Genomic DNA, 25,135 nt, shown 5'->3' with positions numbered 1-25,135 from the left:
TTTCAAATTATAATCTTATGCCGACACCAAATTCTACAGCTTCCGCCCTAAATCCATGCGATTTTAAGGTTAAAGCTCCAAACCATTTCTTACCAAAATAGCGTTTTAAACCTGCCCTAATATATACTCTGCCTTCAAACTCAAAAGGATAATATACATAATACCCCAGTTGTGACAATAAACTGGTTTTATTTACAAACAACTCGTGACCAACAAATACCCCAACACGCTTAAAATCTTCCTCACCCGAAAGATTTTCATCAGGAAACGCCACACTTCTATATCGAATTAATTCTTTTAAAAAGTTTGAGAAGAATACATCAGCACCTACTTGTAACGCACTTTTTCTATTTAAACGTTTATCCGCATACCCAGAAAAAACATAAAATGGAAATTGCCCACTCCCTATTAAATCGCTCTCGTTTAATCCACTTCTAAATACTACATTATACTTAATGGGTTCTGTAAACTTTTTATCGGCGACTCTATCTAAAGTGTCTTGATACTCCAGTTCCTTTTCGTCTAAATTATAGGTCATCCCTATATTAAACGCTATAGTATTTGTACCATTATTTGGAGCTCTAAAATTTGCATTAGAATAGTGCATCAAAGAAAATCCAGCTTGTAACCCAAACCTATCAAAAATACGTTCCCTTTTATAATTTATCATCGCATAGGTACTACTCATAAGCGTAGACCCAAACGCCACATTTTTAAAGTTAGTTTCCCTATCGTAGGGATTAGAATTATGAGCCAATCCTTGCCCAATACGAAACATCAAATTTCGATTTAAAAAGTAGAAATTATAATGCACATAAACAGAAACATTATTCCCTAGAACGTCATTATTGAAATTTTGATATGCAAACGAAAACCCGTAATCTGGATAATTAAAACGTTGTTCCCAATCCTCGAAACCGTAAGTTTTTTTATTCCAACTAAGAATAAAACCCTGAGGGTGCTCTTGAATTAAATGTAGAATCTCATTGTTATGCAGCGCGATATACCCTTTAAAATTATTTAAATCAATATATGAAGTATGTTTTTTGTTTTGTGCAAAACCGCTAAAACAAAATAATACTAAAACGCAGGTGTAAATTAATTTCATATCGGGCTTAAAGCACCACAAATGTAATATTTAAAACAATGCTTTGGCAATCGCATGTATATTATCACTTTTTCCCATGGAATAATAATGCAATACAGGAACACCAAAGTCCAATAGTTCCTTTGATTGTTGAATGGCAAACTCAATACCTACTTGCCTTACCGCTTTATTATCCTTACAATGTTCTACGGCGTCAATTAAATCTTGTGGTAAGTCTATTTTAAAAACTTGTGGTAACAGTTGCAAATGCCGTTTCACAGCTATCGGCTTTATTCCTGGAATTATTGGTACATCAATTCCAATTTCTCGAGCTTTTTCTACAAACTCAAAATACTTCTGATTATCAAAAAACATCTGTGTTACCACGTAATCCGCACCAGCATCTACTTTTTCCTTTAAACGCTTTAAATCGGTTGCCAAAGACGGCGCTTCCATATGCTTCTCGGGATAGCCCGCTACACCAATACAAAAATCAGAGTAATGCTCCGCTTCAACCTCATCATGCAAATATTTACCCCGGTTTAACGTTGCTATTTGCTCAACTAACTGGCTAGCAAAAGCATGTCCACCTTCACAAGGCTTAAAATACGCCTCCTCTTTCATCGAGTCTCCACGCAACGCCATCACATTATCCAAGCCTAAATAATGACAATCCACCAACACATATTCAGTTTCTTCTTTCGTAAAACCACCACATAATAAATGCGGAATCGCATCCACCTGATACTTATGCATTATGGAAGCACAAATTCCCACTGTACCTGGGCGCATACGCGTAATACGCTTATCCAAGAGTCCGTTTCCCTTATCAATATACACATACTCCTCACGCGAAGTTGTCACATCAATAAAAGGCGGTTTAAACTCCATTAACGGATCAATATTATTATACAAATCCTGAATATTCTTCCCCTTCTTAGGCGGAATCACCTCAAAGGAAAACAACGTTGTTCCGTTAGCGTTCTTAATATGGTCTGTTACTTTCATTTATCTTTTCTTGTCATTCCCATGGTGGCGGGAATCTCTTCATTATTATTTTTATTTTTTGGGCGTTCCCCTGTCGGGTCGGGCTTTCACTACTCAATCCCTCCTGCGTCGGGGATTTCAAACATGCCGTTCAATCCCTAACGCGGGTTACTCCGCCAAATTCGGGTGCAGCCACTTTCTAGCTTTCTCTTTGGTAATGCCTTTTCTTTCAGCATAATCAGTTACTTGGTCATCGGTAATTTTACCCAAACCAAAATATTTCGACTCTTTATTTGCAAAATAATACCCCGAAACGGCAGCTGCTGGCCACATGGCTAAACTTTCGGTTAAGGTTACTCCAATTAATTTTTCAACCTCTAATAACTCCCAAATGGTTTCCTTTTCCAAATGGTCAGGGCACGCAGGATACCCTGGTGCAGGACGAACCCCTTTATAACTCTCTTTTATCAATTCGGCATTGCTTAAATCTTCATCAGCAGCATAGCCCCAATGTTTGGTTCGTACTTGCTTATGTAAATACTCAGCAAACGCCTCAGCAAAACGGTCTGCTATAGCTTGCACCATAATCGCATTGTAATCGTCGTCTTTTGCTTTATAACTTTCGGCCAATTCTTGAGCACCAAAAATACCAACACAAAACGCACCTATATAATCTGTTTTACCAGAAGTTTTTGGTGCAACAAAATCAGCTAAAGCATGGTTAGGAACTCCTTCTCGCTTTTTCAATTGCTGACGTAAGGTTCTAAACACAGCAATTTCTTCACCTTTTTTCTGAACTGAAATATCATCTTCATTAATGGAATTCGCTTCAAATAATCCAAAAACAGCCTTTGGTTTTAACGACTGTTTCGCAATAATTTGCTGAATCATTTCTTGTGCATCATCATATAATTGTGTGGCTTGCTCACCAACTACATCATCGTTTAAAATATCAGGGTATTTACCATGTAAATCCCAACTTCTAAAAAACGGACTCCAATCAATAAATGGCAATAATTCTTTTAAACTTAATTGTTTCAAAATTTGCACACCCATTTCTTTGGGCTTTACAATTTCAGAAGTTTCCCAATCAATTTTATATTTTTTGTTTCTAGCGGCTTCAATCGAAATATATGATTTCTCTTTACCACGTTTTAAAAACTTAGTACGGAATTCATCATAATCTGCCTTCATCTTCGCTACATAAGCGTTTGATGTTTTCTTATTTAGCAAATCACCAACAACGGTTACAGCTCTTGATGCATCGTTTACATGTACTACAGCATTTTCGTATTGCGTATCAATCTTAACTGCAGTATGCGCTTTTGATGTGGTAGCACCACCAATTAAAAGCGGTACTTCAAAATTTTTGTTTTGCATTTCTTTTGCCAAATACACCATTTCATCTAAAGAAGGTGTAATCAATCCAGACAATCCAATAGCATCTACGCGCTCTTCAATAGCCGTTTGTATTATTTTTTCTGGTGGCACCATCACGCCTAAATCAACTATTTCGTAGTTATTGCAGGCCAATACCACACTTACAATATTTTTACCGATATCATGTACATCACCTTTAACGGTCGCCATCAATATTTTCCCAACTGGCTCTGATTTATCAGATTTCTCAGCTTCAATAAACGGATTTAAATACGCTACCGCCTTTTTCATCACACGTGCTGATTTTACCACCTGAGGCAAAAACATTTTCCCTGCACCAAACAAATCACCCACTACATTCATGCCAATCATTAAGTGGCCCTCAATCACCTCAATAGGTTTAGCAGCCTCTTGTCGCGCTTGCTCTACGTCTTCAATAATAAATGCATCAATACCTTTCACTAAGGCATGTGTAATTCTATCTTGTAAAGCACCTTCACGCCAAGATAAATCCACCGTTTTTTCTTTTTTTGAACCTTTTACGGTTTCGGCAAAGTCTAATAAACGTTCGGTAGCATCATCGCGCCTGTCTAGAATTACATCTTCAACATGCTCCAACAAATCCTTAGGGATATCATCATATACCTCTAACATCGCGGGATTTACAATACCCATATTCATTCCATTCTGGATGGCATAATATAAAAAAACAGAGTGCATCGCTTCGCGCACCACATTATTTCCTCTAAATGAGAACGATACGTTACTCACACCACCACTTACGCTTACATTTTCCAGATTTTCACGAACCCATTTTGTAGCTTCAATAAAATCAATCGCATTTCTGCGATGCTCTTCCATCCCAGTAGCTACGGGGAATATGTTTAAATCGAAAATAATATCTTCAGCAGGAAAGCCAACTTTGTTCACCAGAATATCATAAGAGCGTTTTGCTATTTCAATTCTGCGCTCGTAATTATCCGCTTGTCCTACCTCATCAAAAGCCATTACAATAACAGCAGCACCATAACGTTTAATTTGAGTAGCTTCCCAAATAAATTTTTCTTCACCTTCTTTAAGTGAAATAGAATTCACCACACATTTTCCTTGCACTAATTGCAAACCTGCCTCGATAATTTCCCATTTTGAGGAATCTATCATGATGGGCACTCGGCAAATATCAGGTTCGGCAGCTATCAAGTTCAAGAAACGTACCATCGCTTCTTTACCATCAATCAAACCATCATCCATATTAATGTCGATAATTTGAGCTCCGCCATCCACTTGATGACGTGCAATATCTAAGGCTTCATCAAATTTCTCCTCCTTAATTAAGCGCAAAAATTTTCTTGAACCAGCGACATTGGTGCGTTCTCCTACATTTATGAAATTGCTGTTCTCGTTCAAAACCAATGGTTCTAAACCAGACAGCTTCATATATTTAGTTTGCTTTACTTTCATCCTTATTTAATGAGACCCTTCTATTGCACTAAGGGCGACAGCTTTCCGTGGTTGATATTTCGCTGCAATATCAGCAATTACCTTTATATGCTCTGGACTCGTACCACAGCATCCTCCTATAATATTTATTAAGTTCTTTTTGAGATACTCTTCAATTTGCGCTCCCATTTCCTCTGGCGATTCATCATATTCTCCAAAGGCATTTGGCAAACCAGCGTTAGGATGTGCTGAAATAGCAAAGTCCGTTTTGTTGGAAATCGCCTCTAAATGCGGCTGTAATAGATTAGCACCCAAAGCGCAATTGAAACCAACAGACAATAGAGGCACGTGAGATACCGAAATTAAAAATGCCTCAGCAGTTTGACCAGACAAAGTTCTTCCAGAAGCATCGGTAATTGTGCCGCTCAGCATAATTGGTATATCAATATGTCGTTCAGCTTTTACTTCTTCAATAGCAAATAATGCAGCTTTAGCATTTAAGGTATCAAATACCGTTTCAACTAATAATAAATCTACGCCACCATCAACCAACGCTTCTACTTGTTGTTTATATGCAATACGCAATTCATCAAATGTCACGGCACGATATCCAGGGTCATTTACATCTGGCGACATGCTAGCAGTTCTATTTGTTGGCCCGATAGAACCCGCTACAAAACGAGGTTTATGAGGTTCTCTTGCGGTAAACTCATCAGCTACTTCTTTGGCTATTCTAGCTGACTCATAATTGAGTTCATACACCAAATCTTCCATTTGGTAATCGGCCATGGCAATGGTAGTACCAGAAAATGTATTGGTTTCTACTATATCAGCCCCAACCTCAAAATACTTTCCGTGAATTGTTTTTATGGCTTCTGGCTGTGTAATAGACAACAAATCGTTATTACCCTGTAATGGTGTTGGGTAATCCTTAAAACGCTCGCCCCTAAAGTCTTCTTCTGTAAATTTATAGGCTTGTAGCATAGTACCCATAGCACCATCTAAAACCAAAATTCGCTCTTTTAAAGCTTCTTGAATGTTTGCCATTTTTACTTTTTCTTATTCAAACAATGTTGATGATAAATACCTATCGCCTCTATCGCAAATAATTGCTACAATTACACCTTCTTCTATACTTTCGGCAGTCTTTAACGCGCAATAAACTGAACCTCCACTACTCATACCGGCAAATACGCCTTCTTCTTTTGCAAGGTTTTTTGTTGTTCTTTTAGCATCTTCCTCGGTCACATCAATAACCACATCCACTCTAGAGGGATCAAAAAACTTTGGCACATATTCTGGAGACCATTTTCTAATACCAGGGATTCTTGCACCATCGGCAGGTTGCGCTCCCACTATGGTGATATCCTTATTTTTTTCTTTTAAATATTTAGAAGTACCTGTAATCGTACCCGTAGTTCCCATGGTGGCTACAAAATGTGTAATCTTTCCGTTAGTCGCTTCCCATATTTCTGGACCAGTAGTTTTATAGTGAGCCTTCCAGTTGTCGTCATTCTCAAACTGATTCAGTAATGTATAGCCCTTTTCATCCCTTAGTTTAAACGCTAAATCACGCGACCCTTCAATCCCAATATCAGCAGGTGTTAAAACCACCTCGGCACCATACGCTCGCATAGTTTTTACACGTTCTTCGGTGGAGTTTTCAGGCATAATCAACACCATATTCATACCTAAAAGCTTTGCTATAAATGCCAAAGCTATCCCAGTATTTCCGCTAGTTGCTTCAACCAATGTTCCGCCTTTTTTAATGTCGCCTCTTTTTAAAGCTTCGTTTATCATATTAAACGCAGGTCGATCTTTTACACTTCCACCAGGATTATTTCCTTCTAATTTCAAAAATAAACGCACCCCTTTCTTTTGAAGCAAATGTGTTGCTTCAACCAAAGGCGTATTTCCTATTTGACCAATAATACTATTCTCGTATGCCATTCTTTTTTGGTCTTATTTTAATTTCTGTTTGATAGGTTACTAATGAATTTTCAGGAACTGATTCTGTAATCCAAACGTTTGCTCCAATAATACTGTTTGCTCCAATGGAAATATCTCCACCCAAGATAGTCGCATTTGCATAAATGCACACACCGTCTTCAATAGTTGGGTGGCGTTTAGTTTTTGCCAAACTTTTTGAAACAGAAACGCCTCCTAAGGTTACCCCTTGATAAATCTTCACATCCTTTCCTATAATTGAGGTTTCACCTATTACAATACCCGTTCCATGATCGATATAGAAAGACTCTCCGATAGTGGCTCCTGGGTGAATATCAATACCAGTTATACCATGCACATACTCGCTCATCATTCTCGGTAAAATGTAAACACCGCGTTTATAAAGGGCGTGACTCAATCTGTAAACTGATATCGCATGAAATCCTGGATACGCCAAATAAATCTCCTGCAAACAGTGTGAGGCAGGATCGTTCTTTTCAAATGCAATGGCATCCAAATCTAGCTTTTTTCTTATTTCTGGAAGTTCTGCTTTAAAGCTTTCCCAAATGGTCGCTCCATTTTCCATCTCTAAAGCAGATAATATCTTTAAGAAGGTCTTTTCTAAATACGAACCATGCTCCTCTTCTTGTTCACAATCGAACAAAGAATAAAACAAGCGTTTCGTAAAGGTTTTAACCGTATCTTTTAAGCAAACATTATAGCTTTTCATCTTTCGATTTTTCGGTTGATAAAAGTAAAACTTATCTCTGTAAATCCCATTCTTATTAAACATTAAATCCTACAAAGCTTTCACACCTTGCAGGATCATGTTAAAAATATGTTTTATTGGGCGTTACCCACAAAGGGTCGGGCTTTACGTTTCAAGTCCTCGCACCTCCCGCGTCGGGCTGTGGGCTTTTCTCTGCAATCCCTAACGCGGGCATACCTGCCAAGGTCATTTCTAAACCTAATTTATAGCTTGTACCACCGCTTTTGGTGCTTCTTTTCTTGTACCATCAAATCCATCAATACCAGAAACCGTGGTGTACTTTAACACAAATTTCTTACCAGGATTTATAATTTTATATGCCGCTTGACACATAATAGTGGCTTCATGAAAACCGCAAAGTATCAGTTTTAATTTTCCTGGGTAATAGTTACCATCACCAATGGCAAATATACCTGGAATATTAGTTTGATAATCTAAAGCATTATTCACTTTTATAGCATTCTTTTCAATCTCTAAGCCCCAGTTTGCAATTGGTCCCAATTTAGGTGACAACCCAAATAACGGAATGAAATGATCTGTTTCTAAAGTAATCGGCGCTTCATCTTTTTTAGTTATTTCAATGGCCTCAACCTTACCATCTCCAAGAATGTTAGTAACTTCAGCTGGTGTAATCAAAGTAATTTTACCTTCATTTTTAAGCTCTCTAACCTTTTCAACAGAATCCAAGTGCCCTCTAAATTCATTTCGTCTATGGACTAGTGTAACACTTTTTGCTACGTCGGCTAAAAAGATACTCCAATCCAAAGCAGAATCTCCACCACCAGCAATAACCACATTTTTATCACGGTACATTTCTGGCTCTTTAATAATATACTCAACACCTTTATCCTCGTAATCAGCCAAGGCATCAATAGCTGGTTTTCTAGGTTCAAAACTCCCCAAGCCACTAGCTATTGCAACAACAGGTGCGTGATGTTTTGTCCCTTTATTGGTCGTCACTATAAACGTTCCATCCTCTTGTTTTTCGATAGTATCTGCTCTTTCCCCTAAGGTAAACCCTGGCTCGAATTGTTTTCCTTGCTCTAACAGATTTCTTGTTAAATCCCCAGCAAGAATTTCTGGAAACCCAGGAATATCATAGATAGGTTTTTTGGGATAAATCTCAGAACACTGCCCACCTGGTTGTGGTAATGCATCAATTAAATGACATTTCAATTTCAATAATCCTGCTTCAAAAACAGTGAATAATCCTGTTGGTCCTGCCCCTATGATTAGTATATCCGTCTTAATCATTTTATGATTCTCTTTTTTGTATTAATCCTTTAGTGAATTCGTTTAGTGTTTCCACTTTTTCTTCGAAATCTCCTTTTATCGTTTTTCTATATTCGTTTAAATTCTTTACTAAATCGTCAATATTCTCAGGAATGACTTCCTCAAAAAATTGCCGCAAGCGTTTAGCCGTTGTTGGCGACTTTCCGTTAGTTGAAATAGCGACTTTCACATTGCCTTTTGTTACAATACCTCCCATATAAAAATCGCAGTACGGTGGATTATCTGCTACATTAACCAATTTTGCCTCGGCTCTACAATCTTTCCAAACTTGAACATTGACTTCTGGCACATCAGTCGTAGCTACAACCATATGCTTGCCAATTAAATACTTTTTTTTGTAAACATCGTCAACCAATGTTACACAACCTTTCTTGGCAAGTTCTATAGTACCTCCACGAAACATTGGTGATACCATAGTTATATGCGCATCTGGACTCGATTTTAATAAGAACGTTAGTTTTTCTTCGGCTACGTTTCCCCCTCCAACAATCAATACATTCAGGCTTCGTGCTTTTAGAAAAATAGGATATAAATTATTGCGTTCCATCATTTATACCTTTGCCACTTCACTATATATAGAACTTAACACTGCTCTTTCCTTAACCACATCGCCTATGATTATAATTGCAGGGTTTGCTAATTGCTTTTCCTCAACTATTTTTTCAATAGTATTGATGGTTCCAATGCCAACATTTTCGTTATCTCTTGTTCCATTTTGAATGATTGCCACTGCGGTATCTTCTTTTCCTTCTTTAGAAAAAATATTTACAATTTCAGCCAATTTACCCATACCCATCAATATCACAACCGTCGCAGTGGATTTGGCCGCTAAGGCTACATCTGCCGACAATTTATGCTGTTTTGTGGTTCCTGTAATGACCCAAAAACTTTCAGACGCACCGCGTTTTGTTAACGGAATACCTTGATAGGCCGGTACCGCCACAGACGATGAAATCCCAGGCACCACAAAGGTTTCCAAGCCGAACTGTCTTACATAATCAATCTCCTCAGCACCCCTTCCAAAAATAAATGGATCACCTCCCTTTAATCGTACTACATGTCCTTTTTCTTTGGCTTTTGCAACAATCAACTCATTGATTTGTTCTTGTTGAAATGCATAACACCCCTTGCGTTTCCCCACAAAAATAAGTTCGGCATCTTCCGAAGCATAGTTTAATAAAGATTCGTTGATCAGTGCATCATATAGAATGACATCAGCGGATTCGATAGCTTTAATCGCTTTTAAAGTGATTAATTCCTCATCACCTGGGCCAGCACCAACAACCGTTAATTTTGGGGTTTTAATACTCATTTCGATTTCTTAAACCGCCTTTTTTTGAGCGGCACTTAGCTCTAATTCTCTATACACTCTGGCACTTTGCAAAAATTGACTGGCACCTTCTATGTAATTTAAAGCAAACTCTCTTGAAGGTGCAAATTTATTGATTTGATACACAATATTAGCAAAGCTATCTGTTAATTCTATTATACCAGTAGAAACAAAAACCTCATCAAATTGTGTAATAATATTTGAATGACTGTTGGTTTTCTTTTTCTCTGCAGTCAATAACGCCTTTGCAGTATTGACCATAGAACTATAGGCATGATAAATAGCTCCAGAATACACGCTATTTGCAACGGATGCCTTAGCATTTTCTATTTTTTCATCACTCTCTAAGAATAATGTTGCTACTAAATCAATCACCACTCCTGCACATTCACCAATACCAATTTCTTTTACATATTTTTCCTCAGTTCCCCAATCAATAAAATCTAACTCAGTCAAATTAGATACATCTTGTAAATCTTGAAGAATATCATAAAAATATTTTTCTCCTTTTTCCTTGTAGTAGTCCACAAATAATTCTCCGTTGGAATTAGCTTCGTAATCATCTAAAATACGACGCAACGCTTCAGGACCTCTTCTACTTGGCACTTTTACAACCTTGTCTGCAAAAACACCGTTACCATCGCCTAAATTTCCACCACCAAGCAATACCTGTAAAGCAGGTGCCACCAACTTATCTGGTGTACGAACCGACATTCCTTGAAATCCAATATTTGCCATATTGTGTTGCCCACAGGCATTCATACAACCACTGATTTTAATTACTAAATCTTCGTTTTTTAAATATTGTGGATATTCCGCTTTAATCACGCGTTCTAATTCATCTGCAATTCCTGTACTGCTTGCAATACCCAAATTACAGGTGTCAGTTCCTGGGCATGCCGTTATATCTACGGCTTTGTTATAACCGGCTTCAACAAATCCTAATTTTTCTAATTCTGAGTAGAAAAATGGTACCAATTCCCTTTTTACAAAAGGAATGACGATATTTTGGCGCAAAGACAAACGAATTTCTCCTGCTGCGTAATTCTCCACCAAATCTGCTAACAACCTTGCTTTATCCGTATAGAAATCACCTAACAGCACTTTGATTCCGATAGCCACATAACCTTCCTGCTTTTGAGGAATTAAGTTGGTAGCCTTCCAAGTTTCGAAGGCTTGCTGGTCTTTAATTTCTACTGTCGGAATTTCAGCTATTTCTGCCGGCGTTGACGCTTCGTAAGTATCAGCATCAATGGCTACTGACTTTAATTCAATCGCATTTTGTTCAGCTTCTACTAACTCCTTAAACGCATCTAAACCTATATCTTTGATTAAGAATTTCATTCTTGCTTTGGCGCGACTTTTACGCTCACCATGACGGTCAAAAATCCTTAAAACACCTTCCATTACTGGAATGATTTTATCTGTTTCCAAAAACTCGTACAACACATCGGCATGACGAGGTTGCGAACCCAATCCGCCACCAATCATCACCTTAAACCCGCGAACTCCATCTTTGATTTTAGCTATAAAACCTAAATCGTGCATGTACGACAATCCTGTATCTTCATCTGAAGACGAAAAAGACACCTTGAATTTACGCCCCATTTCCTGACAAATTGGATTACGCAAAAAGAACTTGTACAGTGCATCTGCATAAGGTGACACATCAAACGGCTCGTTTATATCAATACCCGCAGTTTCAGAAGCTGTTACGTTTCTAACTGTATTACCACAAGCTTCACGAAGGGTTACGTCGTCGCGCTCCAATTCCGCCCAAAGCTCAGGTGTACGGTTTAAATCCACATAGTGAATTTGAATATCTTGGCGTGTGGTAATGTGTAATCTTCCTCTTGAATATTCATCAGAAACATCAGAAATTCGGTGTAACTGATTGCTTTTTACTTTTCCGTAAGGCAATTTAATACGAATCATTTGCACACCCTCTTGACGCTGACCGTACACCCCACGTGCTAAACGCAAGCTTCTAAATTTCTCTTCGTCTATTTTCCCATTGTGAAAAAGCTCAATTTTATTCGCTAATTCAATGATATCCTTTTCAACAACTGGATTTTCTATTTCTGTTCTAAAACTTTGCATTGTTTCTAAGTTTGAATGTTGAAAGTTGAAAAGTTGAAAAGTAGTTTGCTTTGCAACTTTTCACTTTCTAACTTTTTACTTATTTATTGGATAAAACCAGCGCCAACTGTATTGTTAGACTGTGTATCGATTATAATAAATGACCCGTTAGTTCTGTGATTTTTAAACTGATCGTAAAAAATTGGTTTGTTTAATTTAAAAGTTACAGACGCAATATCATTGATTCCCAAACTTGTTACCCCTTTTTCAAAACCAGAGTAATCTGGATGAATTTTATGGTTTATGCTATCAACTTTTGCCAGTACTTTATTAATACCATGTTGAACGATATATTTACCACCGGGTGTTAACTCATCAGTATCCATCCAACATACATTGGCTGTAAACTGTTTATCAATTGTCGGTAAGTCATTCTCTTTCACAATCATATCACCACGACTTACATTGATATCATTTTCTAAAGTGATCGTAACTGAAGAACGTCTTGATGCCGTTTCATACTTTTCGTCATAGAAATAAATATCCTTGATTTTTGAACGTGTTTTTGATGGCAACACAATAATATCATCACCAACGCTTAAATCGCCTCCATACACTTTACCCGCATATCCTCTAAAATCATGGTAATCTTCAGTTTTTGGCCGAATTACATACTGCACAGGGAAACGTGGTGTACCCACATTAAAAATATCTGCCTTATCTAATTGCTCTAAGTGCTCCAATAATGCTTCGCCTTTGTACCAAGGCATGGCATCAGATTTATTTACTACATTATCGCCTTTTAATGCACTTACTGGTATAAATGAAATTTTTTGATCTTGGTAATCACGTTTTTTCATTAATTCTTCAAAATCAGCCTTAATCTTATTATAAACCTCTTCTGAATAATCTACCAAGTCCATTTTATTAATAGCCACAACAACGTCTTTAATCCTCAATAGATTATTGATGAAGAAATGACGATTGGTTTGCTCAATAACCCCTTTTCTAGCATCGATTAAAATGATAGATGCCTGTGATGTTGAAGCCCCTGTTACCATGTTTCTTGTATATTCAACATGACCAGGAGTATCTGCAATAATGTAACTTTTCTTTTTAGTTGAAAAGTAAATATGAGCGACATCAATTGTGATACCTTGTTCTCTCTCGGCAACTAAACCATCGGTAGCTAAAGAAAAATCTAGGTAATCGTATCCACGTTGTTTACTTGTTTTTTCAATGGCTTCTAACTTATCTGTAGTTAAGGATTTTGTATCGTAAAGAATACGTCCTATTAAGGTACTTTTTCCATCATCTACACTTCCTGCTGTTGCTATTTTTAATACTTCCATTTTTTATTGGCTGTTGGCCTTTGGCTATTAGCTGTTGGCTAATCTCCGCTTGCCTAATTTTAAATTCTTTTTAGTTTGCTAATGGCTAAAGCCAATAGCTAAAGGCAAAATTTTCTAAAGAAAATTTTAAAAATACCCCTGTTGTTTACGTTTTTCCATTGCTGCTTCAGAGCGTTTATCATCAATTCGTGCTCCTCGTTCTGAAATTGAAGAATCTCTAATTTCTTCAACAACTTTATCTATTGATACTGCGTCTGATAATACCGCTGCCGTACAACTCATGTCGCCTACAGTTCTAAAACGCACCATCTCTTCTATAACTTCTTCGTGTTCGTCTCTGTAAACAACCTCATCATCAGCTGACCAAATCATACCATCTCTTAAGAATACTTTACGTTTGTGCGCAAAGTAAATTGATGGTATTTCGATGTTTTCTTTTTCTATGTAAGACCAAACATCTAGTTCTGTCCAATTTGAAATAGGGAATACACGAACATTCTGCCCATGGTCAATCTCACCATTCAACATATCAAATAATTCTGGTCTTTGGTTTTTCTCATCCCATTGTCCAAAATCATCACGAACTGAAAAAATACGCTCTTTGGCTCTCGCTTTTTCTTCGTCACGACGTGCACCACCAATTGCAGCATCAAACTTAAACTCTTCTAGGGCATCTAAAAGTGTAGTAGTTTGTAGCATGTTTCTACTAGCGTAACGTCCTGATTCCTCTTTAACTTTTCCTTGATCAATAGAATCCTGTACGTTTCTAACAATCAACTCTAAACCTAATTCTTTTACCAAACGATCTCTAAACTCAATCGTTTCAGGGAAGTTATGGCCAGTATCAATATGCATTAATGGAAACGGCACTTTAGCTGGGTAAAATGCTTTTACTGCTAAACGCACTAACGTTATCGAGTCTTTTCCTCCTGAGAATAACAACACTGGTTTTTCAAACTGTGCTGCTACTTCTCTCATAATGTAAATCGCTTCGTTTTCTAACGAGTTGATATGTGATGTATCTTTATTCATAATTAGAAGCCCCTCCTAACCTCCCCAAGAGGGAGGAAAACTTACTCGGGCGGAGTAAGTGTTTTTTGTTACTATTTTAATGTCTTAATCGGTTTCACTGTTTTACTGCCACTGCTTACTGACTATGCGTGTAAACCACACTCTCTATTTTCTAATGCTTTTGTTGGATCGAAATATTTAAATTCGTTTGGTAAGTTATTTTCTTCTAAATAAGTGTCTAATTTTTCATCAGACCAGTAATAAAAAGGACTCACTTTTAAAACCCCATCTTTACTTAAACTAAAAATGCCAATGCTATTTCTAAATGCTGTTTGTCCTTGACGTAGATTTGTAAACCAAACTTTAGGTTTGTGCTCATCCATAGCCCTTTTAAAAGGTTCCAATTTTACCTGCTCCGTAAATTCAGCATGCTTAGGGTCGTCTATAGAAGGAATCCCTAAAACCACATCACGGTGTGCTGATGTTTGTTTTGGCACATATAGATGCACATTCAAGCTTAAATCTTTAATCACCTGTTCCGCATGTCTGTAGGTTTGTGGTGTATTGTAACCTGTATCACACCAAACTACAGGTATTTCAGGTTTTACTTTGCTTACCGCATGAAGGATTGCAGCTTCATAAGGTCTAAAGTTAGTGGTAACTACCGTGTTATTACTAAGCTCAAAAGCCTTCTGGATAATTTCAGTTGGCGATGCTTTTTCAAAACTTTTATTTAATTCTTTTATCTGATCTTCTGTAAACATATCTTCTTGTTTATTTTCCCCATTTAACTGCATTCCAAATACGCTCATGGAAAAAGTAAAGTACCAATTTTGTTAAGAAATCCACTGAGGCGATTGATGCAGCAAGGGATATTCTACCTGTTAACACGTAAGAAACCACTAAGGTGTCTAAAGTACCCACTACCCTCCAACTAAGTGCTTTTGCTACACTTCTTATCGGTTTTTCTCCAACACTATCCTCCTTGTAAGTGGACTTCTGTTTACTTTTAACTAACATTTGCGCAATCATTTGTCGTTATTTTATATTAATCCTATCAATTTAGTAGGGTTTACAAAAGTAATACTTTTTTCTACACGACAAACGCTCTGTTTAATTTTTTAGGATAATGAAGTATTTTGGTGATAAAATGAAGAAAACTTATAAAGAAACGGAGTTATGATATGAATTTTACAATCTCTAAACCTTTGATAAATCTGCCAATGTCGTATTTCTAAACACTTTAAGTGTGCTATCTCTAACTTCAATCATTAATCGATGAACACTACATTTGTGCTCATCTGGACAATCATCACACTTTTCATAGTAGTTTAAACTTACGCAAGGTACCATAGCAATTGGTCCTTCAAGAACCCGCATGACATCGGTCATTTTAATTTCAGAAGGTTCACTTCTTAAATAATAGCCTCCATGCTTTCCTTTTTTAGAACCTAAAATTCCAGCCTTCCTCAAGGTAAGTAATATACTTTCTAGAAATTTTTGTGGAATTTGCTCGCTTTTAGCGATAACGCTAACTTGCACAGGAACATCTTCTCCGCTTCTTGCAATAAATGTTAGGGCTTTTAAACCGTATTTCGTTTTTTTGGATAGCATTAGGCTAATATATATATTTTAAAACACCTAACTAGTTTGTTGTATGAGATTTATCCAATGCATAAAATGTTGCCTGTACATAATCATCTCCATTACCAGAATTATTTTGGTTATAAACTCCTGCTTTAAAATACATGTATTGACCGCCAACATTGAATCCACTGCTGGCCATATTTACAGTTTTAACCACGTTATCTTTTCCTTCCCTAAAGATAATAACCGTTAGTACATCTCCAACAGTCCTAATACGATAGCTAAATTTTTCATTAAGCGCAATTCCATCCTCAGGATTTGATGCGCTACTACTTCTTGATCCAATCATCTCATACCATTGTTCATCACCATTGCCAGGAGTAGGCTCATGAGCAAAATAGATTGATCCTTTTTCATTGTTTGGTAATTTCCTGTAATACAACCGGATAGGCTCATCATCATTGGCATGTATTTGTCCAATAATTACCCTACCCACTTGATTACTATTTCCTGAGGTGGTAACATGATTTACGGCTACTGTAGCATTCATCTCGCCATCATAACCAAAAGCCGCATTTTTATCAGCTGCTGGTGCGGTACCAAAAACCCAATTATTCTTTGTAACGCCTTGTGCTTTTATACTTGTATTTGTCCCTCTAAGCATTTCGCGAAATTCTACACGTGTGTAATTCGTATTAGTAGATGTTTTAAAACCATCAACAGGACATTTAAACACCATGCCTCCATCATCAGCGGTGTAGAAATATTTACTGTTTTGATATTTGTTATTTAGTTGAGCAACTGTAATATTTAATGATGTGCCGTCCCCTTCATCTTCGGGTATACTTAAATTCCATGTAGATAAATCGAAGTTCTCTGATGGAGACTTGTTAGAATCTAATCCTTGAGGGTTTTGTGTGTCATCAGGCTTTTCAGTTTCTTCTGTGTCGTCATCAAGCATGTCGTCATCAGCCATATTTTCTCCTGAGCTACAACTAAAAAAAATTATTAGGGCAAAAAGTAAGTAAGGAATAGGGGTATATGTTTTCATTTTTCTTTTTTAAAAGATAGCTAGCTTTTCTGATAAATTACATAAGAAAATTGAAACAATTAATGTGCCAAATTATATACTCAACTTTGCCTCAAAAACAGTAACAGCTTTCCCTTTAATTTCTACATTGTAATCTTTCAAAGCTACTTGCAAAACGCCACCTCGCTTCGAAATTTGATGTGATATCATTTGTGTTTTACCTAATCTGTTAGCCCATAATGGCGTTAAGGCACAATGTGCAGAACCCGTTACAGGATCTTCATTAATTCCTGCTTGCGGTACAAAACAACGCACTACAAAATCAACATCTTCGCTTTTTCCTTCAGACGTTACCATCAAATGTCCAAGTCCGTTTGTTCTTAGAGCCTCAAAGTTCGGATTACACTTTTCAATAGCCTCTCGTTGTGCTGCAACAGCGACTACCCAATTGTCATCACTTTTATAAAACCCAACAGGTTCAAAGCCAACTAGAGTACTAAAATGCTTTGGAGTCTCCGCTTTTGAAAGGCGATACTGTGGAAACGTCATCACTACATAATCTCCTGATTTGGTAATCGTCAAATCACCACCTTTTGCTTTAAAGTGAATCACCTCATCGGATGCTTTCATTCCTAATTGATACATCATATGTGCCGACGCTAACGTGGCATGACCACACAACGGAATTTCAACGGTAGGTGTAAAATAGCGAATATCATAACCTGAACCATTGGGCGCCACAAAAGCAGTTTCGGATAAATTCATCTCCATAGCCATGTGCTGCATCCATGCTTCAGAAGGCAATTCATCAAGAATCATAACACCTGCGGGGTTGCCTTTAAAAACCTCTTCCGCAAATGCATCAACCTGGTATATTGTTTTGTTATTCATTATGCATTATTTAAAGCCTGCTCAATATCAGCAATAATATCATCAATATGCTCCAAACCTAAGGAGCAACGTACCATCCCGTCGGTAATGCCTGCAGCAGTTTTCACTTCAGCTTCCACCTTAGCGTGCGTAGTACTTGCTGGGTGCGTTACAATAGTTCTAGAATCTCCCAAATTGGCAGACAACGAACACATTTTAATGTTATCAAAAAAGGCACGACCACCATTTAAACCACCTTCAACCTCAAAAGCTACAATATTGCCACCTAAACGCATTTGTTTTTTAGCAATCTCATATTTAGGATGCGACTTTAAAAACGGATATTTCACCCATTTTACCTTTGGATGCGCTTCTAAAAACTCCGCCAACTTTAAAGCATTCTCACAATGCCTATCCACTCTAATTGCCAAAGTCTCTAAAGACTTAGATAACACCCAAGCATTAAACGGACTCATCGCAGGCCCCGTTAATCTAGAAAACAAATAAATTTCACGTATCAAGTCTGCTCTACCGACAGTAACACCACCTAAAACACGCCCTTGTCCGTCCATCAACTTCGTAGCCGAATGAATCACCAAATCCGCACCAAATTTTATAGGATTTTGCAAATACGGCGTTGCAAAGCAATTGTCAATCACCAACAGCAAACCATGTTTTTTACAAATGGCACTCAAAAACTCCAAATCCAACACATCCACACCAGGATTCGTAGGCGTTTCGGCATAAATAAATTTCGTGTTGGGTTTAATCAAGCTTTCAACCGTTTCAACGGCGTTGATGTTAAAGTACGAACACTCGATATTCCACTTCGGGAAATACTTGGTAAACAACCCATGCGTTGCCCCAAATACCGAACTACACGACACCACATGGTCGCCCGTATCCAATAAGGTGGCAAATGTAGAAAACACCGCCGCCATACCACTAGCAAACGCAAACCCCGCTTCCGCGCCTTCCATCGCGCACACTTTATCCACAAATTCGTTCACGTTCGGGTTGCTGTAGCGGCTGTATAAATCCCGCTGCTTTTCCTCGGCAAACGACGCGCGCATTTCCTCGGCATCCTCAAATACAAATCCCGATGTTACATACAACGGCACCGAATGTTCCGAAAACTGTGTCATTTCACATTGCGTCCGTATCGCTTCCGTTTCAAATTTCTTTTTACTCACTTTTTATATTTTATTTTTTTATTTGGGCGTTACCTCCGCTTAGGCTCCGGTCGGGCTTTCCGTTCCAAGTCCTCGCACCTCCTATCGTCGGGCTGTGGGCTTTCCTCTGCAATCCCTAACGCGGGTGTGTTTGCTAAGGTCATTTTTTTTACAATAGCCTTTTCAACTTTCCCAAGTTATATAATCTAGCGTTCCATCTTGATTAATATTTAGAACTAAAATTTGATTACAAGTATCTCCATCGATATCAATTGAGTAATCGAAAGTTCCAAAATGGGGGAAGCTTGCGGATAAACTCCAACCCTAACCAGATTTAGCTTCTTCATCAGTAGCCCAAGTCTTGATTTTATCGGCACATTTTTACCAATTATACCAGCCAATTCACTTTCAGTAAGTTCATCTAAGTAAAAATTTAAATAGTCTGATGTCATACTTTCTTTTTGCTCAAAGTCCGTCTTAATATAGCTACGATTCTGCTTTTCAAAATCTGGTATCTTATGGATGAAATTCAAAATCTGACTCAATTTCAATTGATCCGTTGAGACTGTTTCAAAATTCAAATCCAAGTTAATTTTTCTATCTCCAAAATTTAATGTCCAATCATAATAATCTTTTAAGTTTTCAGTGTCAATTTCTGAAAAATCAGGACTTTCTATAGTTCGAATTTTTTCTAAACTACTATCGAAATCTTCTTTTTTTGTCTTTCTAAAAAAATCAAATATTCCCATTTTCGATGATTTATCAGATTATAGTCAACTAATTAACACGCTTACCCAACCGCAAAATATCACCAAACACCCCACGCGCCGTTACTTCCGAACCTGCACCTGCACCTTGAATCACAATAGGTTGCTCCCCATAACTTTCTGTAAATATTTCAAAAATAGCATCACTTCCCTTTACATGGCCTAAGGTGCTATCGGCAGGAATTGACACCAATTTCACTTCTAAATTTCCTTTGTCTTGCGATAAATCTCCAGATAAATCGCCAACATATCTAAGTACATGCCCTGCCTTTTGGTCGTCTTTCAACTTCTGATATTGGTCGTCCAAAACTTCTAACTGACTCAAAAATGCTTCCACCGAAATATCTCGATAGGCTTCTGGTATTAAATTCAATACCTCTACATCATCAAACTCATTTTGCAAATCTAATTCCCTAGCTAAAATCAATAACTTTCTAGCCACATCATTTCCTGAAAAATCCTCACGCGGATCTGGTTCTGTAAAACCTTTATCCACCGTTTCTCTAATAATAGCACTAAACGGTTTGTCTTCCACCGAAAAATTATTGAATAAATAACTCAAGGTTCCCGAAAAGACACCTCTAATCCTGGTAATATTTTCACCCGATTCGTGTAATAATTTAATCGTATCAATCAATGGTAAACCAGCACCAACTGTGGTTTCATATAAATATTCTTTGTTATGCGATTTAAGTTCTTCTCGCAACTTGGTATAAAACTCATGCGAAATGGTGTTTGCGATTTTGTTACTTGATACCAAATCAAAACCAGCCTCAACCAACGGCATATAATTTTTATAAAACACATCACTCGCCGTATTGTCCACCGCAATTAAATTTTCCAAGTGATGGTTTTTCGCAAAGGTAATCACATCATCAATAGAACTCTCAAAATTACTGGACGCAATTGCATCTTTCCAATTAGCATCTGCGCCGTCTTTATCTAAAATCAATTTCCTTGAATTCGCAATAGCAAACACATTCAGGTTAATACCTTTGCGTTTTTCAATATCGTCTTTCGACTTTAAAATCTGATTAATCAATGCACCACCAACGCCACCATGACCAAAAATGGCAATATTTATCTTTTTAGAAATACCAAAAATCTCTCCATGCACCACATTTACCGCCTTGTGCAATTGCGATTTTTTCACCACCAAACTCACATTCTTACCCGTTACCGTATTGTTGAACAACAACGGCGTAATTTGGTTTCGAATTAACGCATTAAACGGTTTATGGAACGAACTCAATTCAATCCCCACAATAGAAATCACCGCCACATTATCATCCACAGAAATGGCATTTACGTCCTGCGCACGAAAATCGGTTTTAAACTCACGCTCCAAAGCTCTTACCGCTTGGGATGCTTGGTCGGCATCAATAATTAGCCCAATACCTCTTTCCGAAGAGCCTTGAGATACAATGCTCACACTAATCCCGCTGCTTCCTAAAGCTCCAAAAATTCTAGCATCAACGCCTATTTTTCCCAATAAACCCCGACCTTCTAAATTCAATAAGGCCACATTGTCCATTACAGACAATGACGTCACTTCTTTGGCACTTGGCTTCGCCGTAATCAACGTGCCTTTATCATCAGCATTAAATGTATTTAAAATCCTAAGGTTGATATTCTTTTCCACCAAAGGAATAATGGTTTTGGCATGCAATACCGAAGTTCCAAAATTTGCCAATTCATTCGCTTCACTAAACGACAATTCCCGTATCTGTTTTGCATCTGGCACTAAATCAGGATTCGCTGTATAGATACCGCTAACATGGGTGTAATTTTCCAGTTCTTCGGCTTCTAAAAAATTAGCAATTAAAGCTGCTGTATAATTACTGCCGTTACGTCCTAAAGTTGTGGTTTCATTCTTTAAATTCGAAGCGATAAACCCTGTAACTACATTCACCACATTCTTATTTTTGCTAAAATAGGCTTGCGTATTTTCCTTTGATAATTTAGATAAAGGTTGTGCATTACCGAAAGCTTCGTCTGTTTTTATCAATGCCCTCGCATCGGTAGCTTTAGCTGATATTCCGCGTTCATTCAACAAACTGGAAATCAACTTTACTGACAACAATTCACCTTGCGCTAAAATATTATCTTTTGTTTTTTTACTGTAATCACGCAATAAACTCACGCCTTCAAATAACTGATCTAAAAGAGAAAACTCCTTAGAAAAATCTATAGTTTTTGACGGCTCACTTTGATACGCTTTAAACGCTTCCAAATCCTCTTGATAAGGCTTTCCTTCAAGAGCTTTATTCAAAATAATCTCTAAATCATCCGTAGCCGAACCTCTCGCCGAAACCACAACAGTAATCCGTTCTCCAGCGTCCACTTTATTGGCAATTATAGAAAGTACAGTTTCTAAACCTTTGCAGTTGGCCAAAGATTTGCCACCAAACTTTAACACCTTAATGGGTTTACGCTTCGAGTCTGGCACAAAAATACCCTCAACTATTTTTTCTAACTGCTCATATTCCATTAAAAAGGCATCATGCCCGTGCAACGAATGGATTTCGCTGTAGGTTACATTAGGATTCGTCAACGCCAATTGCTTTTGCGTTTCCCGGTTTTCTTCCGCAGTAAAAAACAAATCTGAATCCACACCTATAATGTGAATCTTCGCTTCAATGTTTTCCAACACGTTGAAATTCCTATCCCTACCCTTAGTCACATCAATGGTCTTCAACAATTGATTCATCAATTTGTACGCAGATAACTGAAAACGCTCCTGCAACTTCTTACCATGATGCAACAACCAACTTTCTACATTAAAAATCTCTAAATCCTCATTTTTAGAACGCTGAAAACGTGCCTTAAACGACTCTGGCGTGCGGTAACACAACATCGCATGCATACGCGCATCATGCACCGGATGTTTAGAATTCAACAAAAATTGCTCCTGAATTTGGCAATTGGCAATCAACCAATCGGTAGATTTCCAATCTGTAGCCACAACAATTAAATGCTCCGTAAATTTGGGGTCAATTGCAGCCATTTCCCAAGCGATACCACCACCTAACGAACCTCCAATCGTCGCAAAAAGTTGTCCGGTTTGCAACACTCCCAAACCTTGTAAAAACAGTTTCGCTACATCGCGTGCCACAAAGTCCTTGTAATTGTCAATCACAAAACCGTCATACCCATTCCCAGGAATATTAAACGCCAGAATAGTATATAATTTGGTATCAATTACTTTGTCTTCACCAATTAAATCCTGCCACCAACCCATTTCACCAGCCACATTACTGTTTCCCGTCAAAGCATGATTTACCAATACAATCGGCGCCTCACCAATGGGTTTTCCAAACACCTGATAGCTTAATTGTATTTCAGGGTTCAACACACCGCTTTCGGTGGTGTAATTTTCAATTGTTATATGTTGCAGTTCGTTTTCCATAAAGAAGCCCCTCCTAGCCTCCCCAATTGGGGAGGGATTTTTACTCTTATGTTTTAAAGTCGACTATAAATTTAAACCTATCAACTTTTTTTTTTACTTATCTCTACCCCCTAAAACAATGGGAGACACCTACTATTATCTTTAAAATCAAACTCTTACCTCCCCAATTCTTCAATTACGCAAAGCACAAGTGAAGCGGAACGCTCAATGTAACGCAATACTCCACATGAGTATGATTCCTCCCCTTTGGGGAGGTTAGGTGGGGCATTTATATTTTAGCAAACGCCTGTTTTAAATCTGCCTTTAAATCCTCAATATCTTCAATACCAACAGACAATCTAATTAAATCTGGTGAAACACCTGCTGATGCTTGTTCTGCCTCGTCTAATTGCTGGTGCGTGGTACTTGATGGGTGAATAATTAAAGATTTTGTGTCCCCAATATTGGCCAACAGAGAAAAAATTTGTGTTTCGTCTGCAATGGTTTTTGCCGCATCAAACCCGCCTTTGTGACCAAATGTTACAATACCACTTTGGCCTTTTGGTAAGTATTTTTTGGCTAAAGCGTTGTACTTACTACTTTCTAAACCTGGATAGTTTACCCAAGCCACTTCGTCTTGCGCTTCTAACCATTTTGCCAATTCTAAAGCATTTTCACTATGTTGCTTGATTCTAACTGGCAATGTTTCTAAACCTTGAATAATGTTGAAAGCATTTGTTGGACTCATAGCACCGCCAAAATCACGCAATCCTTCCAAAATTAATTTAAAGGTGTAAGATGCTGCACCTAAAGTTTCATGATATTTTAAACCGTGATACCCTGCTGAAGGCTCTGTAAATTCAGGGAATTTTCCATTAGCCCAATCAAACGTTCCTGCATCAATAATTGCACCTCCCAGTGATGTTCCTTGTCCGCCAATATATTTCGTCAAAGAGTGAATAACTATATTCGCTCCGTGCTTAATCGGGTTTAATAAGGCTGGAGTTGCTACCGTATTATCCACGATAAATGGCACACCTGCTGTTTTAGATTTTTCAGCAATAGCTTCTAAATCTAATACATCTAATTTAGGATTTCCTAAAGATTCTACAAAAAACGCTCTGGTATTATCCTGTACTGCATTTTCAAAATTTTCTGCATCCGATGCATCAACAAAAGTAGTTGTAATACCTAATCTTGGTAGTGTTACACTTAATAAATTATACGTACCACCGTATAAACTACTTGAGGCTACAATATGATCGCCCGCTTTTAAAAGCGTTAATAATCCTGTAGCAATTGCTGCCGTTCCTGAAGCAAATACTACAGCACCTATACCACCTTCTACAGCAGCTAAACGCTCTTGTAAAATTTGATTGGTTGGATTATTTAAACGTGTGTAAATAAAACCTAATTCTTGTAAAGAAAATAAGTTTGCTGCGTGGTCTGAATCGTTAAACACGTAAGATGTAGTTTGGTAAATTGGTACAGCTCTTGCGCCTCCGTTTGTTGCTACATCATGCCCTGCGTGTAATGCGTTTGTTGCTAATTTTTGATCGCTCATTTTTTTAGTTTTTTTTGATTTAATAATTATATCTAATGTCCCGCAAAAAGCGGGATTAGTTCATCTTACTATTTTGAATGCA

21 protein-coding genes are annotated in these 25,135 nt (G+C 37.6%); all 21 read right to left on the bottom strand.

Annotation, left to right across the window (positions count from 1 at the left end; all coding sequences use genetic code 11):
- Positions 1 to 7: 7 nt before the first annotated feature.
- The 21 genes from EYD45_RS11065 to EYD45_RS10960 all read right to left on the bottom strand — a co-directional run bounded on the left by EYD45_RS11065 (position 8) and on the right by EYD45_RS10960 (position 25,053).
- On the bottom strand, positions 8 to 1,108 hold the full coding sequence (locus tag EYD45_RS11065) for an acyloxyacyl hydrolase (protein ID WP_130964616.1): 1,101 nt from the start codon (positions 1,106 to 1,108) through the stop codon (positions 8 to 10).
- A 30-nt stretch (positions 1,109 to 1,138) separates the two neighbouring features.
- Positions 1,139 to 2,095 carry a methylenetetrahydrofolate reductase [NAD(P)H] gene (metF, locus tag EYD45_RS11060; protein WP_130964615.1) on the bottom strand — a complete coding sequence of 319 codons (957 nt, stop codon included), beginning with the start codon at positions 2,093 to 2,095 and terminating at the stop codon, positions 1,139 to 1,141.
- A gap of 147 nt (positions 2,096 to 2,242) precedes the next feature.
- Complete coding sequence (metH, locus tag EYD45_RS11055) at positions 2,243 to 4,915, bottom strand: methionine synthase (RefSeq protein ID WP_130964614.1); 2,673 nt, start codon at positions 4,913 to 4,915, stop codon at positions 2,243 to 2,245.
- Positions 4,916 to 4,921: 6 nt separating this feature from the next.
- Positions 4,922 to 5,941, bottom strand: a complete 1,020-nt coding sequence (locus tag EYD45_RS11050; RefSeq protein ID WP_130964613.1) for a homocysteine S-methyltransferase family protein — start codon at positions 5,939 to 5,941, stop codon at positions 4,922 to 4,924.
- 12 nt (positions 5,942 to 5,953) lie between these two features.
- Positions 5,954 to 6,844 carry a cysteine synthase CysM gene (gene cysM / locus EYD45_RS11045; RefSeq protein WP_130964612.1) on the bottom strand — a complete coding sequence of 297 codons (891 nt, stop codon included), beginning with the start codon at positions 6,842 to 6,844 and terminating at the stop codon, positions 5,954 to 5,956.
- Complete coding sequence (gene epsC, locus EYD45_RS11040; protein ID WP_130964611.1) at positions 6,828 to 7,571, bottom strand: serine O-acetyltransferase EpsC; 744 nt, start codon at positions 7,569 to 7,571, stop codon at positions 6,828 to 6,830. The genes cysM and epsC overlap by 17 nt, the downstream gene beginning before the upstream one ends.
- A gap of 237 nt (positions 7,572 to 7,808) precedes the next feature.
- Positions 7,809 to 8,864 carry an NAD(P)/FAD-dependent oxidoreductase gene (locus tag EYD45_RS11035; RefSeq protein ID WP_130964610.1) on the bottom strand — a complete coding sequence of 352 codons (1,056 nt, stop codon included), beginning with the start codon at positions 8,862 to 8,864 and terminating at the stop codon, positions 7,809 to 7,811.
- A gap of 1 nt (position 8,865) precedes the next feature.
- Entirely contained in the window at positions 8,866 to 9,450 is a 585-nt protein-coding gene (locus EYD45_RS11030; protein ID WP_130964713.1) for a precorrin-2 dehydrogenase/sirohydrochlorin ferrochelatase family protein, read from the bottom strand.
- Positions 9,451 to 9,453: 3 nt separating this feature from the next.
- The gene (cobA, locus tag EYD45_RS11025) at positions 9,454 to 10,215 is read right to left on the bottom strand and encodes a uroporphyrinogen-III C-methyltransferase (protein WP_130964609.1); all 762 of its coding nucleotides are present in this window, start codon (positions 10,213 to 10,215) and stop codon (positions 9,454 to 9,456) included.
- Between the two features lie 9 nt (positions 10,216 to 10,224).
- Positions 10,225 to 12,333: a HEPN domain-containing protein gene (locus tag EYD45_RS11020; protein WP_130964608.1), complete on the bottom strand. Its 2,109-nt coding sequence runs from the start codon at positions 12,331 to 12,333 to the stop codon at positions 10,225 to 10,227.
- An 83-nt stretch (positions 12,334 to 12,416) separates the two neighbouring features.
- A complete protein-coding gene (locus EYD45_RS11015) occupies positions 12,417 to 13,664 on the bottom strand; it encodes a sulfate adenylyltransferase subunit 1 (RefSeq protein WP_130964607.1) in 1,248 nt (415 codons plus the stop codon).
- A gap of 126 nt (positions 13,665 to 13,790) precedes the next feature.
- Positions 13,791 to 14,696, bottom strand: coding sequence for a sulfate adenylyltransferase subunit CysD (gene cysD, locus EYD45_RS11010; RefSeq protein WP_130964606.1), 906 nt, complete (start codon positions 14,694 to 14,696; stop codon positions 13,791 to 13,793).
- A gap of 122 nt (positions 14,697 to 14,818) precedes the next feature.
- Positions 14,819 to 15,439, bottom strand: a complete 621-nt coding sequence (locus EYD45_RS11005; protein WP_130964605.1) for a phosphoadenosine phosphosulfate reductase domain-containing protein — start codon at positions 15,437 to 15,439, stop codon at positions 14,819 to 14,821.
- A 10-nt stretch (positions 15,440 to 15,449) separates the two neighbouring features.
- Complete coding sequence (locus EYD45_RS11000) at positions 15,450 to 15,695, bottom strand: DUF2061 domain-containing protein (protein WP_394343494.1); 246 nt, start codon at positions 15,693 to 15,695, stop codon at positions 15,450 to 15,452.
- A gap of 180 nt (positions 15,696 to 15,875) precedes the next feature.
- Positions 15,876 to 16,289, bottom strand: coding sequence for an RrF2 family transcriptional regulator (locus EYD45_RS10995; RefSeq protein WP_130964603.1), 414 nt, complete (start codon positions 16,287 to 16,289; stop codon positions 15,876 to 15,878).
- 31 nt (positions 16,290 to 16,320) lie between these two features.
- On the bottom strand, positions 16,321 to 17,313 hold the full coding sequence (locus tag EYD45_RS10990) for a polysaccharide lyase family 7 protein (protein WP_130964602.1): 993 nt from the start codon (positions 17,311 to 17,313) through the stop codon (positions 16,321 to 16,323).
- Positions 17,314 to 17,385: 72 nt separating this feature from the next.
- Positions 17,386 to 18,183: a PhzF family phenazine biosynthesis protein gene (locus EYD45_RS10985; RefSeq protein ID WP_233702629.1), complete on the bottom strand. Its 798-nt coding sequence runs from the start codon at positions 18,181 to 18,183 to the stop codon at positions 17,386 to 17,388.
- Positions 18,183 to 19,355 (bottom strand): trans-sulfuration enzyme family protein, encoded by a 1,173-nt coding sequence (locus tag EYD45_RS10980; RefSeq protein WP_130964600.1) that lies wholly within the window; start codon positions 19,353 to 19,355, stop codon positions 18,183 to 18,185. The genes EYD45_RS10985 and EYD45_RS10980 overlap by 1 nt, the downstream gene beginning before the upstream one ends.
- A 215-nt stretch (positions 19,356 to 19,570) precedes the next feature.
- Positions 19,571 to 20,083, bottom strand: a complete 513-nt coding sequence (locus EYD45_RS10970; protein ID WP_130964599.1) for a DUF2004 domain-containing protein — start codon at positions 20,081 to 20,083, stop codon at positions 19,571 to 19,573.
- A 28-nt stretch (positions 20,084 to 20,111) separates the two neighbouring features.
- Complete coding sequence (gene thrA, locus EYD45_RS10965) at positions 20,112 to 23,510, bottom strand: bifunctional aspartate kinase/homoserine dehydrogenase I (RefSeq protein WP_130964598.1); 3,399 nt, start codon at positions 23,508 to 23,510, stop codon at positions 20,112 to 20,114.
- Positions 23,511 to 23,778: 268 nt separating this feature from the next.
- Positions 23,779 to 25,053, bottom strand: a complete 1,275-nt coding sequence (locus EYD45_RS10960; RefSeq protein ID WP_130964597.1) for an O-acetylhomoserine aminocarboxypropyltransferase/cysteine synthase family protein — start codon at positions 25,051 to 25,053, stop codon at positions 23,779 to 23,781.
- Positions 25,054 to 25,135: the final 82 nt, after the last annotated feature.

Source organism: Hyunsoonleella flava (assembly GCF_004310325.1).
GTDB classification, from domain to species: Bacteria; Bacteroidota; Bacteroidia; order Flavobacteriales; family Flavobacteriaceae; genus Jejuia; species Jejuia flava.
The sequence above is the reverse complement of the archived record's forward strand: the minus strand, read 5'-3'. Positions and strand labels throughout refer to the sequence as shown.

What these genes read in the sequence shown, in the direction of transcription:
- EYD45_RS11065 (WP_130964616.1), bottom strand. Translation starts at nt 1,108, where the DNA reads ATGAAATTAATTTACACCTGCGTTTTAGTATTATTTTGTTTTAGCGGT.
- metF (WP_130964615.1), bottom strand. Translation starts at nt 2,095, where the DNA reads ATGAAAGTAACAGACCATATTAAGAACGCTAACGGAACAACGTTGTTT.
- metH (WP_130964614.1), bottom strand. Translation starts at nt 4,915, where the DNA reads ATGAAAGTAAAGCAAACTAAATATATGAAGCTGTCTGGTTTAGAACCA.
- EYD45_RS11050 (WP_130964613.1), bottom strand. Translation starts at nt 5,941, where the DNA reads ATGGCAAACATTCAAGAAGCTTTAAAAGAGCGAATTTTGGTTTTAGAT.
- cysM (WP_130964612.1), bottom strand. Translation starts at nt 6,844, where the DNA reads ATGGCATACGAGAATAGTATTATTGGTCAAATAGGAAATACGCCTTTG.
- epsC (WP_130964611.1), bottom strand. Translation starts at nt 7,571, where the DNA reads ATGAAAAGCTATAATGTTTGCTTAAAAGATACGGTTAAAACCTTTACG.
- EYD45_RS11035 (WP_130964610.1), bottom strand. Translation starts at nt 8,864, where the DNA reads ATGATTAAGACGGATATACTAATCATAGGGGCAGGACCAACAGGATTA.
- EYD45_RS11030 (WP_130964713.1), bottom strand. Translation starts at nt 9,450, where the DNA reads ATGGAACGCAATAATTTATATCCTATTTTTCTAAAAGCACGAAGCCTG.
- cobA (WP_130964609.1), bottom strand. Translation starts at nt 10,215, where the DNA reads ATGAGTATTAAAACCCCAAAATTAACGGTTGTTGGTGCTGGCCCAGGT.
- EYD45_RS11020 (WP_130964608.1), bottom strand. Translation starts at nt 12,333, where the DNA reads ATGCAAAGTTTTAGAACAGAAATAGAAAATCCAGTTGTTGAAAAGGAT.
- EYD45_RS11015 (WP_130964607.1), bottom strand. Translation starts at nt 13,664, where the DNA reads ATGGAAGTATTAAAAATAGCAACAGCAGGAAGTGTAGATGATGGAAAA.
- cysD (WP_130964606.1), bottom strand. Translation starts at nt 14,696, where the DNA reads ATGAATAAAGATACATCACATATCAACTCGTTAGAAAACGAAGCGATT.
- EYD45_RS11005 (WP_130964605.1), bottom strand. Translation starts at nt 15,439, where the DNA reads ATGTTTACAGAAGATCAGATAAAAGAATTAAATAAAAGTTTTGAAAAA.
- EYD45_RS11000 (WP_394343494.1), bottom strand. Translation starts at nt 15,695, where the DNA reads ATGTTAGTTAAAAGTAAACAGAAGTCCACTTACAAGGAGGATAGTGTT.
- EYD45_RS10995 (WP_130964603.1), bottom strand. Translation starts at nt 16,289, where the DNA reads ATGCTATCCAAAAAAACGAAATACGGTTTAAAAGCCCTAACATTTATT.
- EYD45_RS10990 (WP_130964602.1), bottom strand. Translation starts at nt 17,313, where the DNA reads ATGAAAACATATACCCCTATTCCTTACTTACTTTTTGCCCTAATAATT.
- EYD45_RS10985 (WP_233702629.1), bottom strand. Translation starts at nt 18,183, where the DNA reads ATGAATAACAAAACAATATACCAGGTTGATGCATTTGCGGAAGAGGTT.
- EYD45_RS10970 (WP_130964599.1), bottom strand. Translation starts at nt 20,083, where the DNA reads ATGGGAATATTTGATTTTTTTAGAAAGACAAAAAAAGAAGATTTCGAT.
- thrA (WP_130964598.1), bottom strand. Translation starts at nt 23,510, where the DNA reads ATGGAAAACGAACTGCAACATATAACAATTGAAAATTACACCACCGAA.
- EYD45_RS10960 (WP_130964597.1), bottom strand. Translation starts at nt 25,053, where the DNA reads ATGAGCGATCAAAAATTAGCAACAAACGCATTACACGCAGGGCATGAT.